Genomic DNA, 24323 nt, shown 5'->3' with positions numbered 1-24323 from the left:
CTTTATTTCGTTGAGGGTACGGCGAGAAGGTTCACCACCGTGAACTCCTTGCCGCCGCCCACTTCCCTCGTCGTGCACGCCCTGCCCTTCCCGGTGGGGGCGGGCGCGCCGGACGGGCGGGGAAAGCCACGGGCGTCGACCGTCTCACAATCCTCGGCGGTCCTCTCCTCGGCGTCCCAGTAGAGGATCGAACTGGGCGAGGAGGAGATTCCAGTCCCGTAGCCCCCGCCTCCCTCCCGGATCTGCGATATCCCGGCGGCGAGGCCGGTGGCCGCGTCGTACACCGTCACCAGGGGAACGTACGCGTCCGGCTTCTCGCTGAAGGAGGTCCCCATCACCCCGAACCTGTCGACGACTCCTCTCCCCACGCTGAAACCCGGCAGGAGCCTGCGGTCAGAACCGTCCGACCTCTGCACCACCGCCGTGTCCCCCTTTTGCCCGAAACACCAGACGGGGCCGCACCGGAAGTCGCTCCCCCCTGCCGGGACGCTCACCTCGGTGGTCCGGCCCGTCTCCAGGTTGACCGTCCTGGTCTGGTTCCCCGCCCCGCCCTCGCCCTCCCTCCCCCCGACGTCGACGGCCAGCGGCCAGGTCAGCAGGTGGAGTCCGTCGGTGTTCCCGAGCCTTTCCGGGGTTCCGCCACCCACCGGCATGCGGTAGATCCCCCCTCCGCTCACCGACCACAGGAGGAAGTTCGAGTCGACGGCGATCCGTGTCACCTTCGAGAGGTCACCGGTGACCTCGCCGACCCGCTTCGCGACGCCGCCGGAGCGGGGGACGACCCAGAAGTCGGCCCATTCGTCGGAGTCGTTGGGCGTCTCCCCCCACCAGGCGATGTAGTCGGAGCCCACCTCGAAGTCCTGCACGAAATAGCCCTTCACCCCCGTGACGGGCATGGTCGTGAGCACGGTGCTGCTGCGGTCGGCCGTGTCGTACACCTCCAGGCGGCCCGATCTCTCGAACGACGACTCGGCCGAGAGCAGCAGCTTCGTGGCGCTCAGGCCGGTGACCGGGCGGTACCTGTGGCCGTCCGCAGCCCGGACGGGGATCGTGGAGACCGCCATGGGCCAGACCTCCGCGACGGGCCGGACGTCGATCGGCGCGGCCTCTTCCCTTTTCGCCGGTCCTCCCGCTCCGTTCTGGACCGGCTGCTCGGTGTCTTTGGCCGCGTCGCCCGGCGGCGCCGCCTGGGTCAGGCTCGCACCCTCTCCGCCCCTGTTGGGGAGGGTGTCCCTGACCACCGCCATACCACCGACCACCGCGATCATCCCGGCGACCGCGAGCACCGACTGCGCCCGCACGCGCCGGCGCCGCCTGCGCTGCCTGCCGATCGTCACCACCAGGTCCTCGACCGGCTCGGGCGCGGACCTCGCCGCCCTGGCCAGCGTACGGATCAGCGCCTCCTCGTCCCTGTCGCTCATCACACTCGCTCCCCCTCAAGAGCGGCCGCCCTGATCCTGAGCTTGTCCAGCGCGCGGGCCGCCTGGCTGCGCACCGTGCCCCGCGAGACACCGAGGAGATCGGCGATCTCCTGGTCGGAGAGGTCCTCGTAGTAGCGCAGGACCAGCACCGCCCGCTGTTTGGGCGGCAGGCGCTTCAGCTCGTTCCACAGGCCGACGTCGTCTCCGAGACGGTCATCGGTGTAGGCGGCCTCAGGCACCGTCGCGACCAGCCGTTCCCTGTGCAGCCGCCGCCAGACGCTGATGTGCAGGCGGGCCATGGTCGTACGGACGTACCCTTCCGGGTCCTCTCTTCTCCTCACTCTCGGCCACGCGTCCCCCAGACGCATGAGAGCCTCCTGTGTCAGGTCGGCCGCGTCCTCGGCGTTCCCGGTGAGTACGTAGCCGTACCGGTACAGCGCCCTGCCCCGTGCGGCGACGAAATCGGCGAACTCCACGCATCCAGGGACGCTTCAGGGACACGTTCTGTTGCATTCCTTTTCATCTGTCTCAGGTATGCCGCTTTCCGGCTGGCTTCTGCCAGCTTTTCGTACGGTCCGCATCTTGTTTTCGCTGTACGGCCCGCGACGCAACACCGGCCGTTCACGCGGGTTCCCTAGCGTGCCGCCATGAGACGACGCATGACGATCACCATCGGCGCGGCCGTGCTGGCACTGGCGGTGTCCGCACCGGCGGTGGCCGACCCTGGGCAGCCCGGCTCCGGCCTTCCCACCTCCGGCGGCGCCGGTACCCAGCAGGCGGATTCACAGCAGTCGGGTTCCGGTCACTCCGGGTCCGGTCACTCCGGGTCCGGCCACTCCGGCTCCGGCCACTCTGGGTTCGGGCGCGCCACGCTCACCGGGTTCGCATCCATGCCCGCGCTGACCTTCGTCCCCGGCAGCGAGCCGTCGGGGTCCCAGCTCGGCACGGCCCCCATCAACGGGGTGACCCCGCCGTTCGCCGGGCAGCCGGTGCAGGGCTTCAGCGGCATCGTGCGGCGGCACGACGGCACCTTCGACGTGCTGTCCGACAACGGCTTCGGCGCCAAGGACAACAGCGCCGACTTCCTGCTGCGGGTGCACCGGGTGAAGCCCGACTTCCGCCGCGAGAAGGTGTCGGTGCTGGGCGGGTTCAACCTGAGCGACCCCGACAGGCACGTCACCTGGCCGCTGACCCGGCCCGACCGGAAGCTGACCGGCGCGGACTTCGACGTGGAGTCGATCGTGCGGACCCTCGACGGCACCTACTGGATCGGGGACGAGTTCGGCCCGTTCCTGCTGCACTTCTCCTCCTCGGGCAGGCTGCTCGAGGCTCCGGTCCCGCTGCCCGGCGTGAAGGCCCCGGAGAACCCCTCCCTCAACGGCGAGCAGCCGAACCTGGGACGGAGCAAGGGCTTCGAGGGCATGGCCCGCTCGGTCGACGGCCGCACGCTGTACCCGCTGCTCGAAGGCACCGTGACCGGCGACGCCCCCGGGACGCTGCGGATGAACGAGTTCGACCTGCGCAGGCGGGCCTACACCGGCAAGCGCTGGACCTACAAGCTGGAGAGCCCCGACAACGCGATCGGCGACATGATCGCGGTCGACCAGTACCGGTTCCTCGTCATCGAGCGTGACAATCTCCAGGGGGACGCGGCCAAGACCAAGCGCATCTACATGGTGGACACCCGCCACGCGGACCTGCGCAAGACCCTCGTCGCCGACCTGCTCGACCTGGCCAACCCGCGCGGCCTGGGCGGGTTCGGGGAGACCTTCCGCTTCCCGTTCCAGACCATCGAGGACGTCGTGATCCTCAACGACCGGACCCTGGGCGTGCTGGACGACAACAACTTCCCGTCCTCCGCCGGCCGCACCCCGGGCAAGCCCGACAACAACGAGTTCATCACCGTGCGCCTGTCGCGCCCGCTCCAGGCTGACATCCGCGTCTATCTGTGACGCCCGCGAACCCTTCCTCCCCGCTCCGCGAGCCCTTCCTCCCTTCCGGGAGGGAGGGCTCGTCCCTTCCGGAAGGGAGGAAGGGCCCGGCTCTTCCCGAGGGGTCCGGCGCTGAGCCGTCACGCTCCTGGCGTGATCCGACCCGGTGAGCATTCCCGGCATTCCCGTTTCCCTCACCACGCGAACAATTACGACAAAACAGCAAATAGCAATAGATAAGATCTCATCAGTCTTCACAGCGCCATTTATTTGCTCTGCCCCAACCGTTTCAATGCGCTATCTCATGGTCCGGGGGGTATCTCCTAGCTGCTGCCACTTATGGGGCAGTGAGGGATATCAGATGTTTTCGGAACCAGAAATGAGATGGGGAAATAACGTGCTTCCTCGAAAGAGCGGACGGACACCGGGGGCGAACCCCGGCAGGCAGGTGGGCGTCCTCGCCATCGCGGCAGTCGCCGGCATCCTCATGACGTCGAACCAGGTACCGGCCGGCGCCACCATCGGGCAGGCCCGGGTGCTCGGCTCGATCTCACAGCTGAATGCCGACAGCACTCCCGGCGACCGGTTCTCCGGCCGCCCCGACCCCTCCCGCCGCCAGCATCGCGGGCACGAGACGAGGCCTTCCGACAGGTGGCGGGGAAGGTCGCAGCGCCACCAGGATCGTCCCCACGACCGCTACCGCGGACGTAGGGGCGACAACGCGGCACCCGCCGGGCGCGAGCGCCTTACCCGTTCCGAGCGGATGATGCGGGAACTCCAGGAAGACCCGTCGTTCCCGGAGATCATCGTTCGCGAGAAATGAGCCGATAGGCGACCGCCCGTACTGGCCGCGACAAGGCGTGAGAGGACGAGGCCGAGAGAACGAGGCACCGAACCCCGAACGCCACCGAGGCGAGGACGGGGCACCGAGATCCGGCGGGTGACCGGTACGGCATGACGAAGAAGAGCGGCCGGCCGCCCCGGCACCGGATCGGGCGCCGCCGAGTCGCAGAAGGAACGCGTGTGCCGTACCGGCGCGTGTCGGTACGCATCGGTACGCATCGGTATGGCACGCATTACCTCGCCCCCTCCCGGCGACCCGGCTCCCGTCCCCGCGGCCCCCTCTCCCCCGGGCAGCTGAAATCATCCATTGAACACCATGGATGAATAATTATTACAAATACGACTAAATCATAGATGAGGTGCAGGTTTTCCTTCACAACACTGTTTATTTGCTCTTCCTGAACTATGGCGGCGCGTTATCCGCATAAGCCTCGGGTATCTCCTGTCCGTCGTCACTTCCGTGACCGCATGACAGATCCGAATGTTTTCGGAATTAGCAATGATATGGGGAAATAACGTGCTTCCTCGTAGTAGCAGATGGGCGCCAGCCCTTTCCGGTAAGCGCGCCGGCGCTTTGGCCATCGCAGCGATGGCCAGCATCCTCATGATGTCGTCGAATCAGGCGCCGGCGAACGCCACCGGGGGGACGAACCTTCTCGATCTCGCCCCCTACAGCGACACCGGGGGCGCCGGCGGCAAAGCCCGTTCTCAACATTCCGCGCACCCTGGCGAGAAGCCCCTTCTTCGCCCGTGCCGGCCCTGCCGATGCCCCAAGGGTGCCCGTAACTGTGACTGCCCGGGCGGTCGCGGCGGGGACGGGTGCGGCAGGGACGACCGAGACCGGGACCGGGAGCGAGAGCGAGAGCGGGACGACGATGACGATGACGCAGTGATCGCCATCCCTGTCCCCATCCGCACACCTGTCAGGCCAGCCGGCACTCCCGTCGGCACTCCCACCAGGTCCGACCCCGGGCCCCCGGGACCGGCAGGACCCGCAGGACCAGCGGGGCCCCCAGGACCGGCAGGACCCGCAGGACCAGCGGGGCCCCCAGGACCGGCAGGACCGGCAGGACCAGCGGGGCCTCCAGGACCCGCGGGACCGGCAGGACCGGTGGGACCAGCAGGACCAGCAGGACCCGCGGGAGCGGACGGACTGGCCGGACCCGCAGGACCGGTGGGACCAGCAGGACCAGCAGGACCCGCGGGAGCGGACGGACTGGCCGGACCGGTGGGACCAGCAGGACCGGCAGGACCCGCGGGAGCGGACGGACTGGCCGGACCCGCCGGACCCGCAGGACCCGCAGGACCCGCGGGGCTGACAGGCCCTCCGGGACCGGCGGTACTCGTAGAGTCGCCCCGTCCCACGGGGTGCGCGATGGCCAGTCCCCTGGTCGTTTTCCAATCCACGTGCGCGGTCGCTCCTGTCAGCCTTCCCGTCGTTCCCGTCAGCTTTCCCGGGCCTCTCTGCATCCCCGCTCCTGCCAGCACCATCGGCGTTCTCCACACGTCAGGAAGCATCGGGTGCGTGTAGCTCGTGGCGAGGCGGCGCGCTTCCATGACCCGCGCGGGACAGGACGCGAGCCGCTTCGATACGGGCACGACCTCACGGAATCCGTACGGCACCGGACCGCGTCGCCATCAAGCCCGATGACGACGCGGCCGTAGTCGACCGGCACGGCCACCGATGTGATCCATCCGGGATGGAAACCGATGATCACGCGGTGGCCGTGCCGGCGCGCGTCCACGGCCCGGCAGCCGAGCGTCGCCCTTTCCAAGAGCACGGCAAGTCGGTTCCAAGGCTGTTCTCGCAGACTTGGTCCGCCGCCCTTGGCACAGGACGAAAGATGCTTGCGATGAATGCCACAGAACGCCCGTACACCCACGAAATGGTGGTAGTCCACCGCGTCTTCCGGCGAGAGTCCGGTTTGATGCCGAGATTCGTCCGGGCGGTGCCCGAAGGCGACACGGCTCGCGCGGCCGAGATCGCCGAGCACTACCTCGACTACGCCGAGGGGTTGCACCACCACCACAGCGCCGAGGACGAGTTGGTGTGGCCGCTGCTGCTGTCTCGGGTCCGTCTGGAGAAGGACATGGTGGTACGGATGGAGGACCAGCACGACCGGATCACCGAGACCCTGACCCGGATCGCCGAGGTCCTGCCCGAGTGGCGGCGCACCGCCTCGAAGGGAGCCGGTGAGAAACTCGCGATCGCGATGGAGGAGCACCGCACCGCCCTGGTCGAGCATCTGAACGACGAGGAGCGGTACGTGCTGGCGCTCGTCGCCGAGCACATGTCGGTCGCGGAGTGGGAGGCCGTCGGTGCCCGCGCGGTGGAGCAGATCCCCAAGAAGAAGCTGCTGCTCTCGATGGGCGCGATCCTGGAGGAGGCCACCCAGGAGGAGCGCGGGTTCTTCCTCGCCAAGTTGCCGGCCGTCGCCCGGCTGCTGTGGAGAGCCGTCGGCCGCCGCCAGTACGCCAAGCAGGTGTCGCGTCTCCGAGGGCCGCTGGCGGCGTGAGCCCGGCCGGCGGGGGCCGCCCGATGAACCCCCGGCCGGAGTCGAGGAACGCGCCTCGCGCTGGAACCGGGTGCACGTCAGGGCCTCCGTCAGTCCCAGGTCGTTTCAAACCCGGCTGGTTTCAGGCCCGGGTCGTTTCAGGCCGGCAGGGCAGCGCGGGCCGCCCTGAGGCGTTCCGTCTCGTCGCGGTCCGAGGCGTCGCCCGAGACCTCGTCGGCCCATGCGAGCAGGCGGTGCAGGTGGGAGTCGGTCATGGCCGTGACGACGCGGTGGCTGCCGACGAGGACCTCTCCGCCGGTCCCGTCGATGGTGATGAACGTGCCTTCCGGGACGGTGCGCCCCCCGGCTCGCACGCAGGCGGCGGCGACGTCGACCGTGAGGTCCGCGGCTCCCACGACGGCGGGCTTGCCCATCGCCCTCGCGACGACGGCGGCGTGGCTGGCCGGCCCGCCGCGGGCGGTGACGACCCCCACGGCGGCGGCCAGGCCGTGCATGTCGAGCGGGGAGGTGTGCGGGCGCACCAGGATGACCGGGCCGTCGGCGGCCATCCGCGCCGCCTTGTCGGCGGTGGTCGCCACCCTGCCGACCGCGACCCCCGGGCAGGCACCCAACCCCCGGGTGAGGATGTCACTCGCGTCGGCCGTCTCGATCCGGGGCGTACGAGCGTGGCGAAGATGGTGCGGAGATATCCGGAGCAGCGCCTCGCGGCGGCTGATGACGCCCTCTTCGGCCAGCTCCACCGCGACGCGGACGGCGGCGCGTCCGACGAGGTTGCCGGGCCGCACCTGCAGGACCCACAGCTCACCCGCCTCGAAGGTGAACTCCAGGTAGCAGGTGTCGCGGTAGTGTTCCTCGATCCGGCTCATGGCTTCCAGGAGGCCGGCCCACACCGCCGGTTCCCGTTCGGCCAGCTCGGACAGTGGCCGGGTCACCGACCTCCCGGAGACGACGTCCTCACCCTGGCGACCGAACAGGACCTCACCGAACGGAACGCTCTCACCGGTGTTGGGGTCGCGGCTGAACGCGACACCGGTGCCACTGTGGTCGTCGCGGTTCCCGAACACCATGGCCTGCACGACGACGGCCGTGCCGAGCTCGTGCGGGATGTCGTGCAGTTCGCGGTAGATCTTGGCGCGCGGTGTGTCCCAGGACGAGAACACGGCCCTGACGGCCGGCTCCAGCTGCCTCGTCGCGTCGTCCGGCACCGGCCCGCCGGCTCGTTCGCGGATGAGGGCCTCGACTCCCCGGATCGCGTCGGCGAGGCGTGTCTCCTCGTTACCGGCCTCGTTACCGGCCTCGTTACCGGCCTCGTTACCGGCCTCGTTACCGGCCTCGTTACCGGCCTCGTTACCGGCCTCGTTACCGGCCTCGTTACCGGCCTCGTTACCGGCCTCGTTCCCCGCACCGCGCTCGGCCGCCTGGCGCACGGCGGCTTCCAGGCTTTCCGGTTCCGTACCGAACACCGCCGAGGCGTAACCGGACAGGAAGCGCAGGCGCGAGTCGAGCGCGAACCGCGGATCACCGGTCTCGGCCGCCAGCCCCGCCGTGGCCTCGGCGGTGAGACCGAGGTTGAGGATCGTGTTCATCATGCCGGGCATCGACACGCTGCCGCCCGAGCGGACCGACACCGCCAGTGGCCGGTCGGGCCCGCCGAGGCGCCGTCGCGTGGTGGCTTCGAGACCGGAGACGGCGGCCGCCAGCTCGGCGTCGAGTCCGCCGGGAAGCTCCCCGTCACGCAGGAAGGCACGACACGCCGCGGTGCCGATGACGAACCCGGGGGGCACGGGCACGCCGAGACGCCGCAACACGACAAGGCCGTACCCCTTGCCGCCGAGGACGCTCGCAGTCTCCTCGACCTCGGCAGAAAGCGGGTGAATCCACACCATCGAGGTAGCATATCGACGTGTCGAACCCACCCCATGTGACCAGCGTCGACCTGTTGACGCTCCACGCGCTTCGCTGCATCGGGTTCGCCGGCCTCGCCCGCGTGGCACGGGCGACGGGGCTCCCCGAGCCCGACGTCGAATCCGAACTGATCGATCTCGCGGTGGCCGGCCTCGTCACGCATGCTTCGGGTGACTTCGGCGGGTGGGGGCTCACCGAGGCCGGTCTCGCCGCGGACGCCGAGCGGATCTCCGCCGAGCTGGACGCGGCGGGCACCCGGGCGACGGTGGCCAAGGCGTACGACGGCTTTCTCGTGCTCAACCCGGAGCTGCTCGATCTCTGCACGGCGTGGCAGATGCGATCCGTCGACGGTGTCGCGGTACCGAACGACCACACCGACCCCGCCTACGACTCACGGCTCCTGGAGCGGTTCGCGGACCTCGACCGGCGTGTCGACGGCGCCTGCGCGGACCTGTTCGCGGAGATGCTCCGGTTCCAGCGGTATCGGACCCGGCTCACCACCGCGCTCACGCGCGCCAGGTCCGGCGCGCTGGACTACGTGTCGGACGACCTCGAGTCCTATCACAGCGTGTGGTTCCAGCTTCACGAGGACCTGCTCGTCACCCTGGGCATCCCGCGGCACTGAACCGTCCCGGCCCGTCCAGAGGTCTCCTTCCCGGTCAGGTCCCGGCGGCCCTGTTTCAGTACCGACGGTCCCGGCCAGATCCCGGCGGTCCCGGCCAGGTCCCGGCACCGGTCTCCGGTCGGGTCCCGGCGGTCGTCCTCGAACCGTCCGACGGTGAGAACCCACCCTGTCCGACGGCGAGAACCCCGCCGCGTCCGGTTGGGCGCGGCGGGGTTCTCGGGGCTTACTCGATCCTGGGGCTTACTTGATCCCGTAGGCCCTGATGACGGTCTCGGTGAAGGCGTTGCCACCGGTGTCGGCGGCCTTGACGCGCAGCGAGGCGAACTTGCCGCGCGCGCCGGCCGGGTGCCAGGTCTCGGCGGCCCAGGTGCCCTTGCCGGTCGGATGCACCAGCGTGGGCCACCAGGTGCGGCCGTCGTCGTAGGAGATCTCCGCGGAGAGCGTGCTCACCTTCAGGTCGGGTGAACCCTCCTGGCGCTGGACCCGCAGCGGGATGCGCATGTGGCCCGTACCGGCATAGTTTCGGTCGTCCAGCTCCGGGCTCATCCTGACGACCATCAGCGGCAGCACCTGCCGCCGGCCCGGCTCGGGGGTCTTGGACCTGAACCGCCACTCGGCACTGACCCGCGTGGAGAACTTGGTCATGACCGGATCGCGGTCGGCGGTCTTGGTGAGACGGTACTCGCTCTCCTTCCCGTCGGCGGGCACCTCGATGTTGCCGGGCAGGTAGGTGTCGGTGAAGATCTCCTTGCCGTCGCGATAGAGCTTGGCCTGCGGGGCGGTGTACTCGCCGTAGGAGTTGCGTTCGGGCACGCTGTCCTCGAACAGCCCGCCGGCGAACTGCAGCATGTTCTCCTCGCGCCAGGAGTAGTCACCGCCGGGCATGAGCCCGGCCGCGAAGACGCCGGCGTTCCAGCGGTCGGAGGTCTTCTGGCCGGCGCGGTAGACGGTGGTCTCGCCGAAGAAGAACTGGTCGATGTTCTCCCAGACGTCCAGCGCCTTGTACTGGATGAAGGAGGGGTACCAGCCGGTGTCGCCGGGCGTGTAGTACTCGGTCCGCTGGAACGGGAGCGGGAAGTGGGACAGGCTGCCGTACGGCATCCAGGCCAGCTCCGTCCCGTACAGCACGGGCAGGGCGAAGTGCTCGCCGAACTTGGCGTCCTGCTGGGTGGCGTACGTGGAGGTGACCTTGGCGAGGTCGCGGCCGCGCGGGCGGTAGCCAGGGTCGGCGGGGATGCGCGGCTCGGCCTTCATCAGGTGGTAGAAGTACGGGCTGTTGTTGTAGGTGCCGTCACCCTTCGGCTTGGCCCACTGCGTCCAGCGGTAGTAGGCGAACTTCTTGCTCGCCGTGCGGGTCGTGGGGATGGCCTTGATGCCCTCGATGCGGTCCGCGCCCCACATGTCGGCCAGCTCGACGTCCACGCCCATGGGCTGGACACCGTCGGCGAGCTGGAGCATGCCGAGCATGCCGATGGCCAGTCGCGCGGTCGGCTCCTCGGTGCGCACGTCCACCGGCTTGGCCTTGCGGGCGTCGGCGGTGACGGTGCGGTCGGCATCGAGGGTGAACTCCGGCTCCGCGGACATCACCATGGTGCCGTCGTGGTCGAGCATGAGGGAGACGATCGTGTAACGGCGTCCCTTCTGCAGCCTGAGGTCCAGCGTGCCACCGGAGATGTCGTAGTTGACCTGCTCCTTGGTGTCGAGGTCGATCACTCCGGCGAAGGAGTTCTGCACGGGCTGCCCGTCCGAGCCGGTGAAGGCCAGCTTGAGGCCGCGCTTCTCCGGCTCGACCCGCATGCCGATGCCGGTACGCACGGAGACCTCGCCGCCGGTGGCGATGACCGTGCCGCTGTACATGCCGATCGCGCCAGGTTCGGCGGTCACCTCGACCTGCGCGGTGCCGTGCGCGGGCACCTCCACCGTGGTGGCGCCGAGCTTGAACGGCGTCACCGTCTCACCGCGACCGTCCTTGGCCTTCACGCTCAGGTCCAGTCGTACGGCGGCGTCGCCGTCGTTGCGGTAGGTGAGCGTGCTCTTCTTGGGCCCGGAGCTGGGCAGCTCGACTTCTCCCAGGCTCAGCGAGGCGGGCTCGGCCGTGACCCGCTGGTCGACGGCGCGGGCGACGTCCACGCGGCCGGAGCCCTGGACGTAGGCGCCGAGCTCCTCGCCGGGCGCGGTGGAGGCCATCAGCGCCGCCTTGATCTGGCCGGCCTTCCAGTCGGGGTGCAGTCCGGCGACGATCGCCGCCGCTCCCGCCACGTGCGGGGTGGCCATGGACGTGCCGCTCATCTCCGTGTGGAGGTCGTCCACCGGGAAGCCGCCCGAGGTGCCCGCGGCCCTGGCCGCGACGATGCCCACGCCGGGCGCGATCAGGTCGGGCTTGACCGCGGCGTCGCCGACGCGCGGGCCGGTGCTGCTGAACTGGGCGACCGTGTCGGCGTCGCGGTAGGAGGCGCCGACCGACAGCGCGTGGTCGGCGCTGCTCGGCGAGCCGAGCGCCTGGGGGCCGTCGTTGCCCGACGCGATGACGAACAGCGTGCCGTACTGCTCCGACAGGGTGTTGACGGCCTGCTCCAGCGGGTCGACACCGGGGATGTCGGGGCCGCCGAGGCTGAGGTTGGCGATGCGGGCGCCGCTCTCCGCCGCCCAGGTCATGGCCTCGATGATGCCCGAGTCCGGGCAGTATCCGCTCTGCTCGCAGACCTTGCCGATCAGCAGCTTCGCGCCGGGGGCGACGCCCTTGTGCTTGCCGCCGGAGGCGGCGCCGGATCCGGCGATCGTGGCGGCGACGTGGGTGCCGTGGCCGTTGAGGTCGCGGACGTCGGGCTCGGCGGTGAAGTTCTGCGTCTTGGTGACCAGGCCCCGCAGGTCGGGGTGATCGGGGTCGTAGCCGCTGTCGAGCACCGCGACGGTGACGTCCTTGCCGGTGTGGCCGGCCTCCCAGGCCTTGGGCGCGCCGATGTGCGGGACGCTGACGTCGAGGGAGAGCTTGGCCTTGCCGTCCAGCCAGATCTTCTCGGGCGCGGACGCCGTTCTGGCCTGCCCGGACAGGGACTTCCAGAGCGTGCCGGCGGCGGCGCGGGGCTCGCTCCTGGCGATGCCGTTGATCGCGGGCAGCGGACGCCCGCCGGCGGCGCGCAGCGTGGCGGCGTCGGTCTGGCCGGAGTACGTCACGATCAGCGGGAGCGCCGGGCTGGCGGCGTCGTCGTAGCCGAGTTCGGCGAGCCGGGTGACGTTGAACAGCCGGGGGTCCAGCCTGCCTTCGGCCAGCAGGGGCATCGCGTCCGCGGGGACGATGCTGAGCCCTTCCTTAGCCCGGCGGTGGACGAACTTGATCTTCTCCCTGCCGGGGCCCGGCTCGACGTCGAGCTGGGTCTGCTTGCCGGGGAGCACGCGGAGCGTGACCTTGTCCCCGGTGATGAGAGTGATCGTCTTGGGCGGTCCTGCCTTCGCGGCGGCCTGCCCGGCCTGGGGGGAGGCCGAGGTCTTGGGGGTGGGGGCGGGGGTGGGGGACGCCTGGACCGGCGCGGCGGCCGCTATCAGGGCCGTTACCACACTGCCGATAAGGACGGTTCTCTGAAGCACATCCCGATTTCTAACGGTATGCGAATTTTGGTGACAAGGTGGTTCATGTGGCCTATTGCGGCAACTGCCGAAAGTGGCCAAGCTCGTAGGCATGCTTGATGACGGTCCGGCACTGGCGGTCGTGGGGATCAGCGCGTTCGACGAGCGGATCTACCGTGAGGTGCTGGCCTGCCCCGGCATCACGGTGCAGGAGCTCGTCATGAGGAGCGGGGAGAGCTCGGGGCGCATCCAGACGTCGCTGACCAGGCTCCGCACCAAGGGCCTGGTCAGCCGCCTGTGGGGACGGTCGCCCCGCTGGACGGCGACGAACCCGGGAACCGCCATCCGCTCGCTGGTACGCGGCATGCAGAGCAACCTGGACCGGCTCACCGACACGGCCGACCAGCTGGAGGAGACCTTCCGCACCGTCGGCCAGGACCTGGAGGAGGGCGGCCAGTTCGAGGTCCTGGCGGGGCCCGAGGACCAGGCCAGGTCGTACGTCCGGCTGCAGCAGGAGGCCAAGGAGGAGGTGCTGACCTTCGACCGGCCTCCGTACGTGCTGGACTATCACAACCCGGTGCAGACCGGCCTGCTCCGCAAGGGCGTCCGCTACCGGACCATCTACGTGCCCGAGGCGTTCGACCACGCGGGGGCGCTCGACGAGGTGGGCAGCCTGGTCAAGGCGGGCGAGGAGGCACGGGTCCTGCCCGAGCTGCCGTTCAAGATGGCGATCGTCGACCGGTGGCAGGCGGTCGTGCCGCTGCACATGGACCTGCCGCTGACGCGCGGCGTGCTGATCAGGGGGACCACCATGGTGGTGGCCCTGGTCGAGCTGTTCGAACGCCTGTGGCAGGAGGCGCTTCCGATCTACCCGCAGTCCGCGCCCCGTGACGGCGCGCCGGAGCCGGCCGGCGAGCCCTGCCAGGACGAGGAGAAGGAGGGGGCGAAACTCGACGCGGAGGATCGCCGGCTCCTGGCGCTGCTCTCGGCCGGGCTCAAGGACGACGCCATCGCCCGCCAGCTCGGCACCAGCCCGCGCAGCCTCCGCCGCCGCCTGCGCCACCTCCTGGACGAGCTGAACGCCGAGACCCGCTTCCAGGCCGGCGCCCAGGCCAGCCGCCGCGGCCTCGTGTGACCCCTCGACCGGCGGGATGCCCGCGCGTACGGGTCCGCGCACCCAGATTCGGCCGGGCCGACCCGGTCGCCGGACACCCTCCGAACAAGCAAGCGTGCGATTGGTGATCAAGGCGTACGCGATCTCTCAATAAAACACGAGTCGGCCTCATAGAAATCTTGACGCCATTGGCGCAACATGTTGTGATCTAGGCAGTCGTTGTTCCATGGTCATTTAGTAGGAAATGGGGCAGTTGTGAGGGTTCTCCGGCGTGCGGCCGCGATGGTCGCGCTCCTGGTGGGCGCGGTCGGCGTCCAGGTCATCCAGGGCGGAGCGGCGCAGGCGGCCCTGCCCACCGCCGCCGTCGCACTCGGCGACAGTTTCGTCAGCGGGGAGGGCGCGGGAGACTACCAACCCGTCGTCGACACCTCCGGGACGGCACAGGGCTTCCCCGGCTGGTCGGCGGCGAACAGCAACGCCTACTTCTGCCACCGGTCGGCGAACGCCTCGTTCTTCAAGGCGTCGTTCCCCGGCATCCAGGACCGCTTCAACCTCGCGTGTTCCGGCGGCCAGCCCGCCGACATCGCCAACGCCTCCAGTGCCCGCCCCAAGGGCCGCTCCGTCGCCTCGCAGCTCGACCAGCTGCGCGCCGTCGCCCAGACCCACGACATCGACGTCGTCCTCATCGGCCTCGGCTCCAACAACAGCCAGTTCACCTTCGGCGACGTGGCCACGCTGTGCGCCAACCGCTTCATCGCCGACGCCTGGACCGGCTGGTGGGAGTTCTGGGCCTACCTGGGCGGCGACGTGCCGCAAGAGCCCTGCACCGTCTCGGACCTGGCCTCCGACGCCGAGGTGGCCGCCGCCACCACCGAGACCACCGCCGCCCTGCGCCAGATCCTCGACACCCTCGCCCAGGTCGACGCCGACGGCGTCCACCAGGTGGTCCTGCAGAACTACACCAACCCGCTGCCGCTCGACGTCGCCCCGCAGTACCGGGACGAGGACAACCGCACCGACACCCGCGACAAGTTCCGCGACCTCGGCGCCGAGCGGTACGCCGCCGGCTGCCCGATCCATCGCGCGAGCCTCGCCCCCGGGCACGTGTTCTCCCAGAACCTCGGCAACCTCGTCAGGAACGCCTACAACACGCTGGCGGCCGAGCGTCCGGCGGCCAACCTGCGCGTCCTGGACGTCCAGAAGGCCTTCGACGGGGCCCGGCTCTGCGAGAACCCCGGCAGCCCGGAGAACGCGCTCGCCACACCGATCCGGATACAGGAGTCGCCGAACGGCAACTTCGTCACCAGCCTGTCCGGCTGGGACAAGATCCGTGTCCAGAAGGCGGCGAACACCTGCGGCACCTACTTCCAGACCTGTCAGGAAGCGTGGCACCCCAACGCCGCGGGCCACGCCGTCCTCGGCCAGTGCCTGACCGGCGCCCTCGCCGCCGCACCCCGCACGGTCGTCACGTGCGCCCGCAACTCGAACGGCTCGCTGACCATCTCCTGACGTCTCCTCTCGACACACGACGGCGCGTGCCCTGCCTCCGGGGCACGCGCCGCCCCGCGTACCGCGACGACCGGCTCGGCCGCTGCTCCCCATAGTGTGATCCCGTGACCAGGAACTTCGCGATCTTCCAGGCTTCCGTCGACCATGGGGATGTGCTGGGCGAGATCCACGCGGAGTCCTGGAAGGCGGCCTACGCGGGCTTCTTCGCACCGCAGTTCTGCGCCGAGGCGGTGAGACACCGGCGCGGGAAGTGGCACGACGTGCTCGCCAAGGGGCAGGACACCGTCCTGCTCGCCGCGCTGGACGGGCGTCCGCTGAACTTCTCCTACTTCGGTTCCTCCCCGACGCGGCCGGGAGCCGCCGAGATCTTCGGCTTCTACGGCCACCCGGACGGCTGGGGCACCGGCAGCGCGGGCGCCCTGATGACCGCGACCCTGCGCAGGCTGCGCGAGACCGGCTTCAGCCGGGTGCACCTGTGGACGCTGCGCGATACGTCCCAGTCACGCCGTTTCTACGCCAAGAGCGGCTTCACCGAGTCGGGCGCGGTCCGCGGACACGACTTCGGTGACGGCAACCTGATCGACCAGGTCGAGTACGAGGTCGCCTTGACCGCGAGAACGCAGGAATGACCCCGCGGTAACGAACCCGTTCTCCGCCGAGTCCGTCTCGGCATGCCGGCCCGTCACGACATCTCGATGACCGGCCGGCCGTACTCGCCGCCTACGCGGTGCGGATGCCGGAGGCCGAACTGGGCTGGCTCCCCACCGCCTGGATCTCCACCACCACCGACCCGCAACCCACCGGCACCCTCACCACCGCCCGGGACACCTGGTTCGGTGTCCCGGCGCACTTCTCGCACGGCACGGCCGAGCAGACGAAGTCCGGCCCCACCGTCACGTAGGGACGCAAGCACGAACCCCCGGTCGACCAGGGCCACCGGCGGCATCCCGATCCTCGGTGAGCCGATGCCGAGCGACGAGGCGCCTGACCGTCGATCGCCTCCGACCCCGTACGGAAATCAGCCGACCTCAGGCAATCATGAGACCGATCTCATGGCATAGCCTGCGAAGGCGGGCAAGTCCGACCGGAAAAGGGAGCGGCGCATGAATATGGGGATGACGGGCTGGCTCGCGCTGGCGGCCTTCTGGCTGATCGTCGGCCTGATCCTGTTCTTCATCATCTATGGAGCCGTGAGGCTGGCTCTCAAGCATGACCGTCGAAGCCGAGGGCGCTGAAACGACGAAGAGCGGCACGGATCGATCAAGAGGGAATGGACCAGGGCTCGACCGGCATGAGGGTGAGCACACGGTGAGCGAGTTCCGAGTTCCCTGAATTCCCACCACCCGGGATGGGAAGGCGAGGCTTCCTCGGCCCACGCCAGAGGACCTTGCTCGAAACGGGGTCGAACGGGGCTGGATCGCAACTGAACCGCGATCAGAGAGCATTGAGGGTGAGGGTCGTGTGACCTCACCTGGCGTGCGGTGGCGGCCGGTCGCCGGGAGTGACCACCGTCGGCGGAACCCCGGTGAGCGAAGTCATTCGTCGATGGGCTGCGGGCCGGCCGCCTTGTACAGGCGCCGGACGCTCTCCCGCAGTGCTCCGCCGGCCTGCGCGGAGGTCATCCGGCCGGCGGCCACCTCGTCCCCGGCCGCATGTCCCAGGGCCATCGTGGCCGCCAGCAGCCAGGTCGGCGAGAGAGCGGGGTCGAACTCCCCGGTGTCCTGGCCGCGCCGGATCAGTCTCTGCAGCCGGTCGATGATCGGAACGTGCCTCTCGTAGGACTTCCGCGGGTCGGTCGTCGCCACCGACGGGTGCAGCAGTAACGGATATCGCTCCAAGAGGTGCCAACTGGTGTCCAGCCATCGCAGGAGGGCCGCGGTCGCCGGTCCGGCGTCGATGTCGGCGGCGTCGATCGCGGCGATCGCGTCATCCGTGATCTGGTCGACCACCGCGCTCAGCAGCGCTTGCCGCGAGGGGTAGTGGGCGTAGACCGTTTGGCGGGCCACCCCCGCTGCGGCCGCGATCTCTTCCACGCTCGCGTCGGGCCGCTGTCCCAGCACCCTTACCGCCGCCCCGAGCACGGCGACGGCGCTGCGGTCGGCGTCGGAACGGCGACGACGCCTGGGCCTGTCGCTGCTTATCTCAGACACGATTGTCAAGGATAACTTATGGCGGTAGCTTGGACATAGCTGTCAGAGATAAGCGAGGGGCGCGCTCGCATCGCGCCGACCACACTTCCGGAGGTACGCATGGCCGGCACGCACATGACGCCCGCGACTGATCTGGCCGGATACCTGACCCGCTACCCCCACGAGATCACCTTCGGCGACGAGGAGCCGGAAACGGTCATGGACCGGTATCACACATCCGACTACGAGCTCGTCAACGACGGGATTCTCCTTGACCGGAGGCGACTGCTCGACCACATCCGCCCCGCCCGCAAGCGGGCGGCCGCCGTCCAGGTGGAGGTGGACGAGGCGATCGTCGATGGCGACCGGGTCGCCGCGCGTTACCGGCTGATCGCGTCAATGCGCAAGGGGAACGTCATCACCACCGAGATCTACATGTTCGGCCGACTCGCCGATGACGGACGGCTGCGCCGAGTCACCCAGCTGACCCGCACGAGCCCGGCCACGGATGACCACGCCGTTCGGGGGTGACCTGCATGAGCGAGCCACAGCCGAGAGGACGACCCGGAAGCGCGAGTCGCCCTGGGACGACGGCGACGGGAAGATCCGGCCCCAGCCGTCCACGAACCCGGCTCATGCTCTTGACGGTCATCCCGGAGCCGGAGTGTCCCCGCCGGAGGCCGCATCGCTATGTGAAAGATCAGGCCGTCGATAAGGAGCGCTGCGAAACGGCAACGCCTCGCGGCGAGAGTTCGTGTCGCCGGATATCGGGGGGCGGTCCTCATGCCGGTCAGCGTGCCGGATGACCTTGACGTATGAGACCAGAGCGACGGGAGATCACGAAGAGCGGCGCGGCACCGGGGTCGTCGGGTACGGCGGGCGCGCGGTACGGCCGGGCCCGGGGCGGCGGCGGGATCGGCGCCCACGCCACCGCCCAGGCGTGCGGCAGAGGCATGCGCCGAATCAACTCGGCACGCCGTCGACGCTGTTGCTGTGACGGGCGGCAGAACCGCCGGGACAGAGAACACCTCTCACGGATGCGGTCAACCTCGGACGGCACCTGATCGCGGTCTCAGCCGGGGCCGGCCGCGGCACCAGGAGTGGTCGAGCCGTCGCCGACTCGATCCAGCCACTCCGACAGCAGGGCGCGCTCGGCGCCGGTGAGCATCGTCAACTTCGGGGTGACGGTCCGGAACGCGACAGCGGCCGCAGTCGCGCTGTCCGTGGGAAGCATCGGCGCGTCGGTGAGAATCGATCGCGTCACCGCCTCGTACATCGCGTCGGCAAGGTCGAGGTCCCGGTGTTCCGGTGGGGTGGCGAGCAGGGTGAGCACGACGCCGGTGCCTGCGGCGTGGATGAGTTCGACGGCGCGCCTTTCCGGGACCCGAAGCCGACCTGTCGCCGCGACGCGCCGCACCCGGCCGCGCAGAATTTCCAGCCCGGCGGCCGCCGCCGGTGAACGAGCCCCGCGTCCGGGGTCGGTGAGGAGACCGAACAACGCCGCGTTGGCGAGACCGAAGCCGATATGCGTGTCCCACCCCGCCCGCAGGTCCGCAACCGGGTCGCCGCTTTCCTTGGCGAAGGACTTCTCCGCGACGTAGGTGGCGAAGACGTGTTCGGCAACGGCGTCGAGCAGCGCGTCCTTGTCCTCGAAGAATCTGTAGATGGTCGGCGCCTGCATACCGGCCGCCTGCGCGACCGCACGGGTGGTGACCGCGCTCGCGCCCTGCTCACGCAGGAGCCGCGCCGCGCACTCCATGATATTCGCCCGCGTCTTGTGCCTGCCGGCGCCATCCGGCCTAGCCTCCACCATACATCCGATGGTAACGCATTCTTGTTATCGCTGTTGCTAACACTGATAGCATAAATATCATTACATCGTTAGCAGGAGAGGGTGAATCATGATCATCGTTACCGGCGGTACCGGCCGGCTCGGCTCCCAGATCGTTGATCGGCTGCTCGACCGGGTCTCGGCGGACCGGGTCGGCGTGAGCGTCCGCGACAGCGACCGCGCCGGCGACCTGGCCGCACGCGGGGTACGCGTGCGACGCGGCGACTTCACCGACCCCGGCTCCCTCGCCGACGCGTTCGAGGGCGCGACGCAGGTGCTCATCGTCTCGACCAACCAGACGGGCGAGGCAGCGGTCGCCCAGCACACCGCGGCGATCGACGCCGCCCGCGACGCCGGCGCCAAGCGCATCCTCTACACCAGCCACCAGGGCGCCGCCGAGAATTCGGTCTTCGCGCCGATGCCCGACCACGCCCTCACCGAGTGCTACCTGTCGAAGACGGGCACACCGTTCACAGCCCTGAGGAACGGGTTCTACGCCGACACCGTCCGGCACCTACTCGGCCGGGCGCTCGAAACCGGCGAACTCGTCGCACCGGCCGACGGACCCGTCTCCTGGACCGCGCACGCCGACCTCGCCGAGGCGGCCGCGATCATCCTCGCCGACGAGGGCCGGTTCGACGGTCCGACCCCGCCACTGACCGCACCGGACGCGCTCGACCTCGCGGACATCGCGGGCATCGTCACCGAACTCACTGGGCGCACCATCCGCCGCGTCGTCGCCGACGACGCGGCGTGGACGGCCACGATGATCGGCCACGGTGTGCCCGCGGACCAGGCGAACATGCTGCTCGGCATGTTCCACGCCACGCGCCGTGGGGAGTTCTCCACCACCGGACCGGAGCTCGAGAACCTCCTCCGGCGCCCGGCCACGCCGGTCCGTTCGATATTGGAGGAACTCACCGCCCAGCCGTGAACTCTCCTCCGCGATGTGGCCGCCCCGCGAGGCTGCCACATCGCGCTCATCCCGGTATGAGCGAACGTGGCGGCTCCCTCCTGGACCTACGATCATGGACGACAAGGAGCCCGGTGCGGGACCGCGGAAAGCGGCGTGACTCCTGATCCAGGCATTCGCGGACATGGACCTGGAGGAGACCGCGGTGGCGCGGCGGGACAACCGTGAGGGTCGGGCCGATCACCCGGAAGCCGATCACCCGGAATCGGTGCTCCCCTGAATGGGGCGGGACTCGACCGGCCGGAGCCCCACGACCTGCGCCATGCCCGCGCCTCGTTCCCGCTCACCTCCGGTGCCTCGCCTCAGGTCGTGACGGAGGCGCCGGGTCACAGCCGGATCGAGCTGACCATGAACACGTACACGCATGTGCTCCAGGACATCAAAGGGGACCTACCAAGACTTGAATCAGTCAATATCTTAAATTGTTCATGTTCATGGGGGTATGTTGGAGTCATGACCGCATCCCAGCCCCCGACCACCGCCGAGGAGCTGCGAGGTGCCGGCCTACGGGTGACGGCGGCCCGTGTCGCGCTGCTCGAAACCGTCCGAAACGGTGACCATCTCGATGTCGAGGCGCTCACCTCGGGAGTGCGTGACCGTATCGGCCAGGTCTCCCTGCAAGCCGTGTACGAAGGCCTCCACGCGCTCACCACCGCGGGGCTCGTCCGCCGTATAGAACCGCCGGGCAGTCCCGCCCTGTTCGAGGGGCGGGTCGGCGACAATCACCACCACATCGTGTGCCGATCGTGCGGTGTCGTCGCCGACGTCGACTGTGCGATCGGTGAGGCGCCCTGCCTGACCGCGTCCAACGATCACGGCTTCGTGATCGACGAGGCCGAGATCATTTACTGGGGCGTGTGCCTCAACTGTTCCACCGCCAGCTGATCCGGAAGGATTTCCATGACCGAGAACCACGACGCGATCGTCAACGACACGAAGAGCGGGGGTGAAGCAGGCGGCTGTCCGATCGCGCACGACTCCGTGACCGCGCGTGGCAGCGAGAGCGAGAACCCGGCCATCGACTCGCCGACTCCGAAGACCGGCGGCCGTCCGCACACGAACCGGGACTGGTGGCCCAACCAGCTCGACCTCTCGCCATTGCGCGCGCACTCCTCCAGGAGCAACCCGCTGGCAGGGGACTTCAGCTACGCCAAGGAGCTCGAGCAGCTCGACGTCGAGGCCCTCAAGCAGGACATCACCGAGGTGCTCACCACCTCGCAGGACTGGTGGCCGGCCGACTTCGGCCACTACGGCGGCCTGATGATCCGGATGAGCTGGCACGCCGCGGGCACCTACCGCATCCACGACGGTCGCGGCGGGGCCGGCGACGGCTCCCAGCGTTTCGCCCCGCTCAACAGCTGGCCCGACAACGCCAACCTCGACAAGGCCCGCCGGCTGCTGTGGCCGGTCAAGCAGAAGTACGGCCAGAAGATCTCGTGGGCCGACCTGCTCGTGCTCGCCGGCAACGTCGCCCTGGAGTCCATGGGGTTCAAGACCTTCGGCTTCGGTTTCGGCCGCGAGGACATCTGGGAGCCGGAGGAGATCTTCTGGGGTCCCGAGGACGCCTGGCTCGGCGACACGCGCTACGTCACCGAAAACGAGATGTCACCGAACGTCGGCGCGACCGAGATGGGTCTCATCTACGTCAACCCGGAGGGTCCCCGCGGCAACGCGGACCCGGCCGCGGCGGCGCACTTCATCCGCGAGACCTTCGGGCGAATGGCGATGAACGACGAGGAGACCGTCGCTCTCATCGCCGGCGGCCACACGTTCGGCAAGACCCACGGCGCCGGGATCGCGGACGACCACGTGGGGCCGGAGCCCGAGGGCGCGCCGCTGGAGTCGCAGGGGCTGGGCTGGCTGAGCACCTACGGCAGCGGCAAGGGCAAGGACACGATCACCAGCGGTCTCGAGGTGACGTGGACCGACGTGCCGACACAGTGGAGCAACCGTTTCTTCGAGATTCTCTTCGGCTACGAGTGGGAGCTCACCACGAGCCCCGGTGGCGCGAAGCAGTGGGTCGCGAAGGACGCCGAGGCGATCATCCCAGACGCCCACGACCCGTCGAAGAAGCACAGGCCGACGATGCTCACGACCGACCTGTCGCTGCGCGTCGACCCGGCGTACGAGAAGATCTCCCGCCGCTTCCTGGAGCACCCCGACGAGTTCGCGCTGGCCTTCGCCAAGGCCTGGTACAAGCTGCTGCACCGCGACATGGGTCCGGTCAGTCGCTTCCTCGGACCGTGGGTCGCCGAGCCCCAGCTGTGGCAGGACCCGGTGCCGGCCGTCGACCACGAACTGGTGGGTGACGGCGACATCGCCTCCCTGAAGGCCAAGGTCCTGGAGTCCGGCCTCACGACCGCCCAGCTGGTCTCCACCGCCTGGGCCTCCGCCGCGAGTTTCCGGTCCACCGACAAGCGCGGCGGCGCCAACGGCGCCAGGCTCCGTCTGGAGCCGCAGCGGAGCTGGGAGGTCAACCAGCCCGAGCAGCTCGCGACGGTCCTGGACACCCTCGAGGGCATCCAGCGTGAGTTCAACGAGGCCGGCGGCGCGAAGATCTCGCTTGCCGACCTGATCGTGCTGGCCGGCTCGGCCGCCGTCGAGAAGGCGGCGCGCGAGGCCGGCGTGACGGTGACGGTACCGTTCCGCCCGGGCCGCACCGACGCCACCCAGGAGCAGACCGACGTCGAGTCCTTCCGGGTCCTCGAGCCCCGCGCCGACGGGTTCCGCAACTACCTGTCCTCCGGCGAGAAGACCCCGCCGGAGGTGCTGCTCGTCGACCGTGCCTACATGCTCAACCTGACCCCGCCCCAGATGACCGTCCTCATCGGCGGCCTGCGCTCTCTCGGAGCCAACGTCGGCGGTACCCGGCACGGCGTCCTCACCGACCGGCCCGGCGTGCTCACCAACGACTTCTTCGCCAACCTGCTCTCCCCGGGCACCCGGTGGAAGGCATCGGAGTCCGAGGAGCACGTGTACGAGATCCGCGACGTGAACACCGATGAGGTGAAGTGGACCGCCACCGCGGTCGACCTCGTCTTCGGCTCCAACTCCCAGCTGCGAGCCCTCGCGGAGGTCTACGCCAGCCAGGACGCCTCCGACAGGTTCGTGACCGACTTCGTCGCGGCCTGGACGAAGGTCATGGAACTCGACCGGTTCGACCTCGCCTGATCCGCTCCCACCTGACGAGCCCGGTCGAGCCACCACGGTCGACCGGGCTCGTCCGCTGTCGGACCCGGCCAGACCACGCGCGGGTCACGGGAGACGCGCGGCGAGCCGGTCCATGTGCATCCGGTCGTTCAGCGTGCAAGGGTTGATTCCCAGGTCCCGAGCGACCTGCGCGACCTGCGCGACCTGCGCGACCTGCGCGACCTGCGCGACCTGCGCGACCTGCGCGACCTGCGCGACGAGCTTGCCGGTCTCCTTGACGATGCGCACCGCGCCCGCCCGAAACTCCGGATCAAACCGGCGCCCCTTGCTTGCCACGACCCGGCCTTCTCTCAGGTTCGGTCTCCACGCCATGAGGGGAAGCCCACGCGGCCGGTCCTTCCGGAACGGGGTTGAACGGGGCTGGATTGCAACCAGAACTGCAACTAGGAACCGGTGAGCGCGAGGCGATTCCCTGTCAGGTGGTACGTCCGGTTTGTCGGCACGCGACCGGCTAACGTGATCGCTGTCGAGCGGCGCAACGGGGGGCCGGCTGATCACAGGGGCGGAGGATGTCTCGTGCGAAGGACGATCGTGTGCCTGTCCCTGGTGCTGCTCCTGTCCTCCTGTAGCTGGTTCTATCGCGTCTCGCCCGGAGAGTTCGAGGATCGCGCCCGGGAGGTGGTGGCGCGCTGGCAGGGATCGGCCGCCGACCGAGCCTGGCGTGAGGGGTTCGTCTCGTTGGAAGTGATGAATCCGCAGGGATGGGCCCGGGTGGGCCCCATTCCGGCCTGGGTGAACAGAAGCGCGCACAA

At 69.4% G+C, this 24323-nt stretch carries 21 protein-coding genes and 1 pseudogene; 15 read left to right on the top strand and 7 right to left on the bottom strand.

What is annotated here, in order from left to right:
• Nucleotides 1–2: 2 nt before the first annotated feature.
• Together ACTOQ2_RS34585 and ACTOQ2_RS34580 are read right to left on the bottom strand one after the other, a co-directional pair.
• Nucleotides 3–1421: a hypothetical protein gene (locus ACTOQ2_RS34585; RefSeq protein WP_440105030.1), complete on the bottom strand. Its 1419-nt coding sequence runs from the start codon at nucleotides 1419–1421 to the stop codon at nucleotides 3–5.
• Nucleotides 1421–1897, bottom strand: coding sequence for a SigE family RNA polymerase sigma factor (locus ACTOQ2_RS34580; protein ID WP_440069503.1), 477 nt, complete (start codon nucleotides 1895–1897; stop codon nucleotides 1421–1423). The genes ACTOQ2_RS34585 and ACTOQ2_RS34580 overlap by 1 nt, the downstream gene beginning before the upstream one ends.
• A 171-nt stretch (nucleotides 1898–2068) precedes the next feature.
• Between ACTOQ2_RS34580 and ACTOQ2_RS34575 the strand changes: the two genes are divergently transcribed.
• From ACTOQ2_RS34575 to ACTOQ2_RS34565, 3 genes are all read left to right on the top strand, one after another.
• Nucleotides 2069–3373, top strand: a complete 1305-nt coding sequence (locus ACTOQ2_RS34575; RefSeq protein WP_440105029.1) for an esterase-like activity of phytase family protein — start codon at nucleotides 2069–2071, stop codon at nucleotides 3371–3373.
• A gap of 376 nt (nucleotides 3374–3749) precedes the next feature.
• Nucleotides 3750–4175: a hypothetical protein gene (locus tag ACTOQ2_RS34570; RefSeq protein ID WP_440105028.1), complete on the top strand. Its 426-nt coding sequence runs from the start codon at nucleotides 3750–3752 to the stop codon at nucleotides 4173–4175.
• 1720 nt (nucleotides 4176–5895) lie between these two features.
• Complete coding sequence (locus ACTOQ2_RS34565; RefSeq protein ID WP_440105027.1) at nucleotides 5896–6711, top strand: hemerythrin domain-containing protein; 816 nt, start codon at nucleotides 5896–5898, stop codon at nucleotides 6709–6711.
• Nucleotides 6712–6848: 137 nt separating this feature from the next.
• Here ACTOQ2_RS34565 and ACTOQ2_RS34560 read toward each other — a convergent pair whose 3' ends face one another.
• Nucleotides 6849–8597 (bottom strand): pyruvate, phosphate dikinase, encoded by a 1749-nt coding sequence (locus tag ACTOQ2_RS34560; protein WP_440105026.1) that lies wholly within the window; start codon nucleotides 8595–8597, stop codon nucleotides 6849–6851.
• Nucleotides 8598–8614: 17 nt separating this feature from the next.
• On the opposite strand from ACTOQ2_RS34560, the gene ACTOQ2_RS34555 reads away from it, so the two are divergent.
• Nucleotides 8615–9241, top strand: coding sequence for a transcriptional regulator (locus tag ACTOQ2_RS34555; RefSeq protein WP_440069512.1), 627 nt, complete (start codon nucleotides 8615–8617; stop codon nucleotides 9239–9241).
• A gap of 240 nt (nucleotides 9242–9481) precedes the next feature.
• Here ACTOQ2_RS34555 and ACTOQ2_RS34550 read toward each other — a convergent pair whose 3' ends face one another.
• Entirely contained in the window at nucleotides 9482–12796 is a 3315-nt protein-coding gene (locus tag ACTOQ2_RS34550; protein ID WP_440105025.1) for a S8 family serine peptidase, read from the bottom strand.
• Nucleotides 12797–12917: 121 nt separating this feature from the next.
• On the opposite strand from ACTOQ2_RS34550, the gene ACTOQ2_RS34545 reads away from it, so the two are divergent.
• The 5 genes from ACTOQ2_RS34545 (at nucleotide 12918) to ACTOQ2_RS34525 (ending at nucleotide 16663) form a co-directional block, all read left to right on the top strand.
• A complete protein-coding gene (locus ACTOQ2_RS34545) occupies nucleotides 12918–13940 on the top strand; it encodes a TrmB family transcriptional regulator (protein ID WP_440105024.1) in 1023 nt (340 codons plus the stop codon).
• Nucleotides 13941–14174: 234 nt separating this feature from the next.
• Entirely contained in the window at nucleotides 14175–15428 is a 1254-nt protein-coding gene (locus tag ACTOQ2_RS34540; protein WP_440105023.1) for a hypothetical protein, read from the top strand.
• 104 nt (nucleotides 15429–15532) lie between these two features.
• Nucleotides 15533–16057 carry an N-acetyltransferase family protein gene (locus tag ACTOQ2_RS34535; protein ID WP_440105022.1) on the top strand — a complete coding sequence of 175 codons (525 nt, stop codon included), beginning with the start codon at nucleotides 15533–15535 and terminating at the stop codon, nucleotides 16055–16057.
• A 104-nt stretch (nucleotides 16058–16161) separates the two neighbouring features.
• Nucleotides 16162–16329, top strand: a complete 168-nt coding sequence (locus tag ACTOQ2_RS34530) for a hypothetical protein (protein WP_440105021.1) — start codon at nucleotides 16162–16164, stop codon at nucleotides 16327–16329.
• Nucleotides 16330–16531: 202 nt separating this feature from the next.
• Nucleotides 16532–16663, top strand: a complete 132-nt coding sequence (locus ACTOQ2_RS34525) for a hypothetical protein (RefSeq protein ID WP_440105019.1) — start codon at nucleotides 16532–16534, stop codon at nucleotides 16661–16663.
• A gap of 300 nt (nucleotides 16664–16963) precedes the next feature.
• On the opposite strand, the gene ACTOQ2_RS34520 is transcribed toward ACTOQ2_RS34525, so the two are convergent.
• A complete protein-coding gene (locus ACTOQ2_RS34520; protein ID WP_440105018.1) occupies nucleotides 16964–17578 on the bottom strand; it encodes a TetR/AcrR family transcriptional regulator in 615 nt (204 codons plus the stop codon).
• Between the two features lie 99 nt (nucleotides 17579–17677).
• On the opposite strand from ACTOQ2_RS34520, the gene ACTOQ2_RS34515 reads away from it, so the two are divergent.
• On the top strand, nucleotides 17678–18088 hold the full coding sequence (locus ACTOQ2_RS34515) for a nuclear transport factor 2 family protein (RefSeq protein ID WP_440105017.1): 411 nt from the start codon (nucleotides 17678–17680) through the stop codon (nucleotides 18086–18088).
• Between the two features lie 541 nt (nucleotides 18089–18629).
• On the opposite strand, the gene ACTOQ2_RS34510 is transcribed toward ACTOQ2_RS34515, so the two are convergent.
• Entirely contained in the window at nucleotides 18630–19370 is a 741-nt protein-coding gene (locus ACTOQ2_RS34510) for a TetR/AcrR family transcriptional regulator (RefSeq protein ID WP_440105016.1), read from the bottom strand.
• Between the two features lie 88 nt (nucleotides 19371–19458).
• Here ACTOQ2_RS34510 and ACTOQ2_RS34505 point away from each other — a divergent pair, with 88 nt between their 5' ends.
• The 4 genes and pseudogenes from ACTOQ2_RS34505 to katG all read left to right on the top strand — a co-directional run bounded on the left by ACTOQ2_RS34505 (nucleotide 19459) and on the right by katG (nucleotide 23532).
• Entirely contained in the window at nucleotides 19459–20322 is an 864-nt protein-coding gene (locus ACTOQ2_RS34505) for an NmrA family NAD(P)-binding protein (RefSeq protein ID WP_440105015.1), read from the top strand.
• A gap of 243 nt (nucleotides 20323–20565) precedes the next feature.
• Nucleotides 20566–20721: pseudogene (locus ACTOQ2_RS34500) on the top strand (tyrosine-type recombinase/integrase); the annotation flags it as partial.
• 93 nt (nucleotides 20722–20814) lie between these two features.
• Nucleotides 20815–21246, top strand: a complete 432-nt coding sequence (locus tag ACTOQ2_RS34495; protein ID WP_440105014.1) for a Fur family transcriptional regulator — start codon at nucleotides 20815–20817, stop codon at nucleotides 21244–21246.
• Between the two features lie 15 nt (nucleotides 21247–21261).
• Nucleotides 21262–23532, top strand: coding sequence for a catalase/peroxidase HPI (gene katG / locus ACTOQ2_RS34490; RefSeq protein ID WP_440105013.1), 2271 nt, complete (start codon nucleotides 21262–21264; stop codon nucleotides 23530–23532).
• Between the two features lie 84 nt (nucleotides 23533–23616).
• Here katG and ACTOQ2_RS34485 read toward each other — a convergent pair whose 3' ends face one another.
• A complete protein-coding gene (locus tag ACTOQ2_RS34485; protein ID WP_440105012.1) occupies nucleotides 23617–23847 on the bottom strand; it encodes a hypothetical protein in 231 nt (76 codons plus the stop codon).
• 240 nt (nucleotides 23848–24087) lie between these two features.
• On the opposite strand from ACTOQ2_RS34485, the gene ACTOQ2_RS34480 reads away from it, so the two are divergent.
• Nucleotides 24088–24323, top strand: a 236-nt coding sequence (locus tag ACTOQ2_RS34480) for a hypothetical protein (RefSeq protein ID WP_440105011.1), incomplete at its 3' end; no start/stop codon positions are given.

It is taken from the genome of Streptosporangium sp. H16, from assembly GCF_051918855.1.
In the GTDB taxonomy this organism is placed as follows: domain Bacteria; phylum Actinomycetota; class Actinomycetes; order Streptosporangiales; family Streptosporangiaceae; genus Streptosporangium.
The sequence above is the reverse complement of the archived record's forward strand: the minus strand, read 5'-3'. Positions and strand labels throughout refer to the sequence as shown.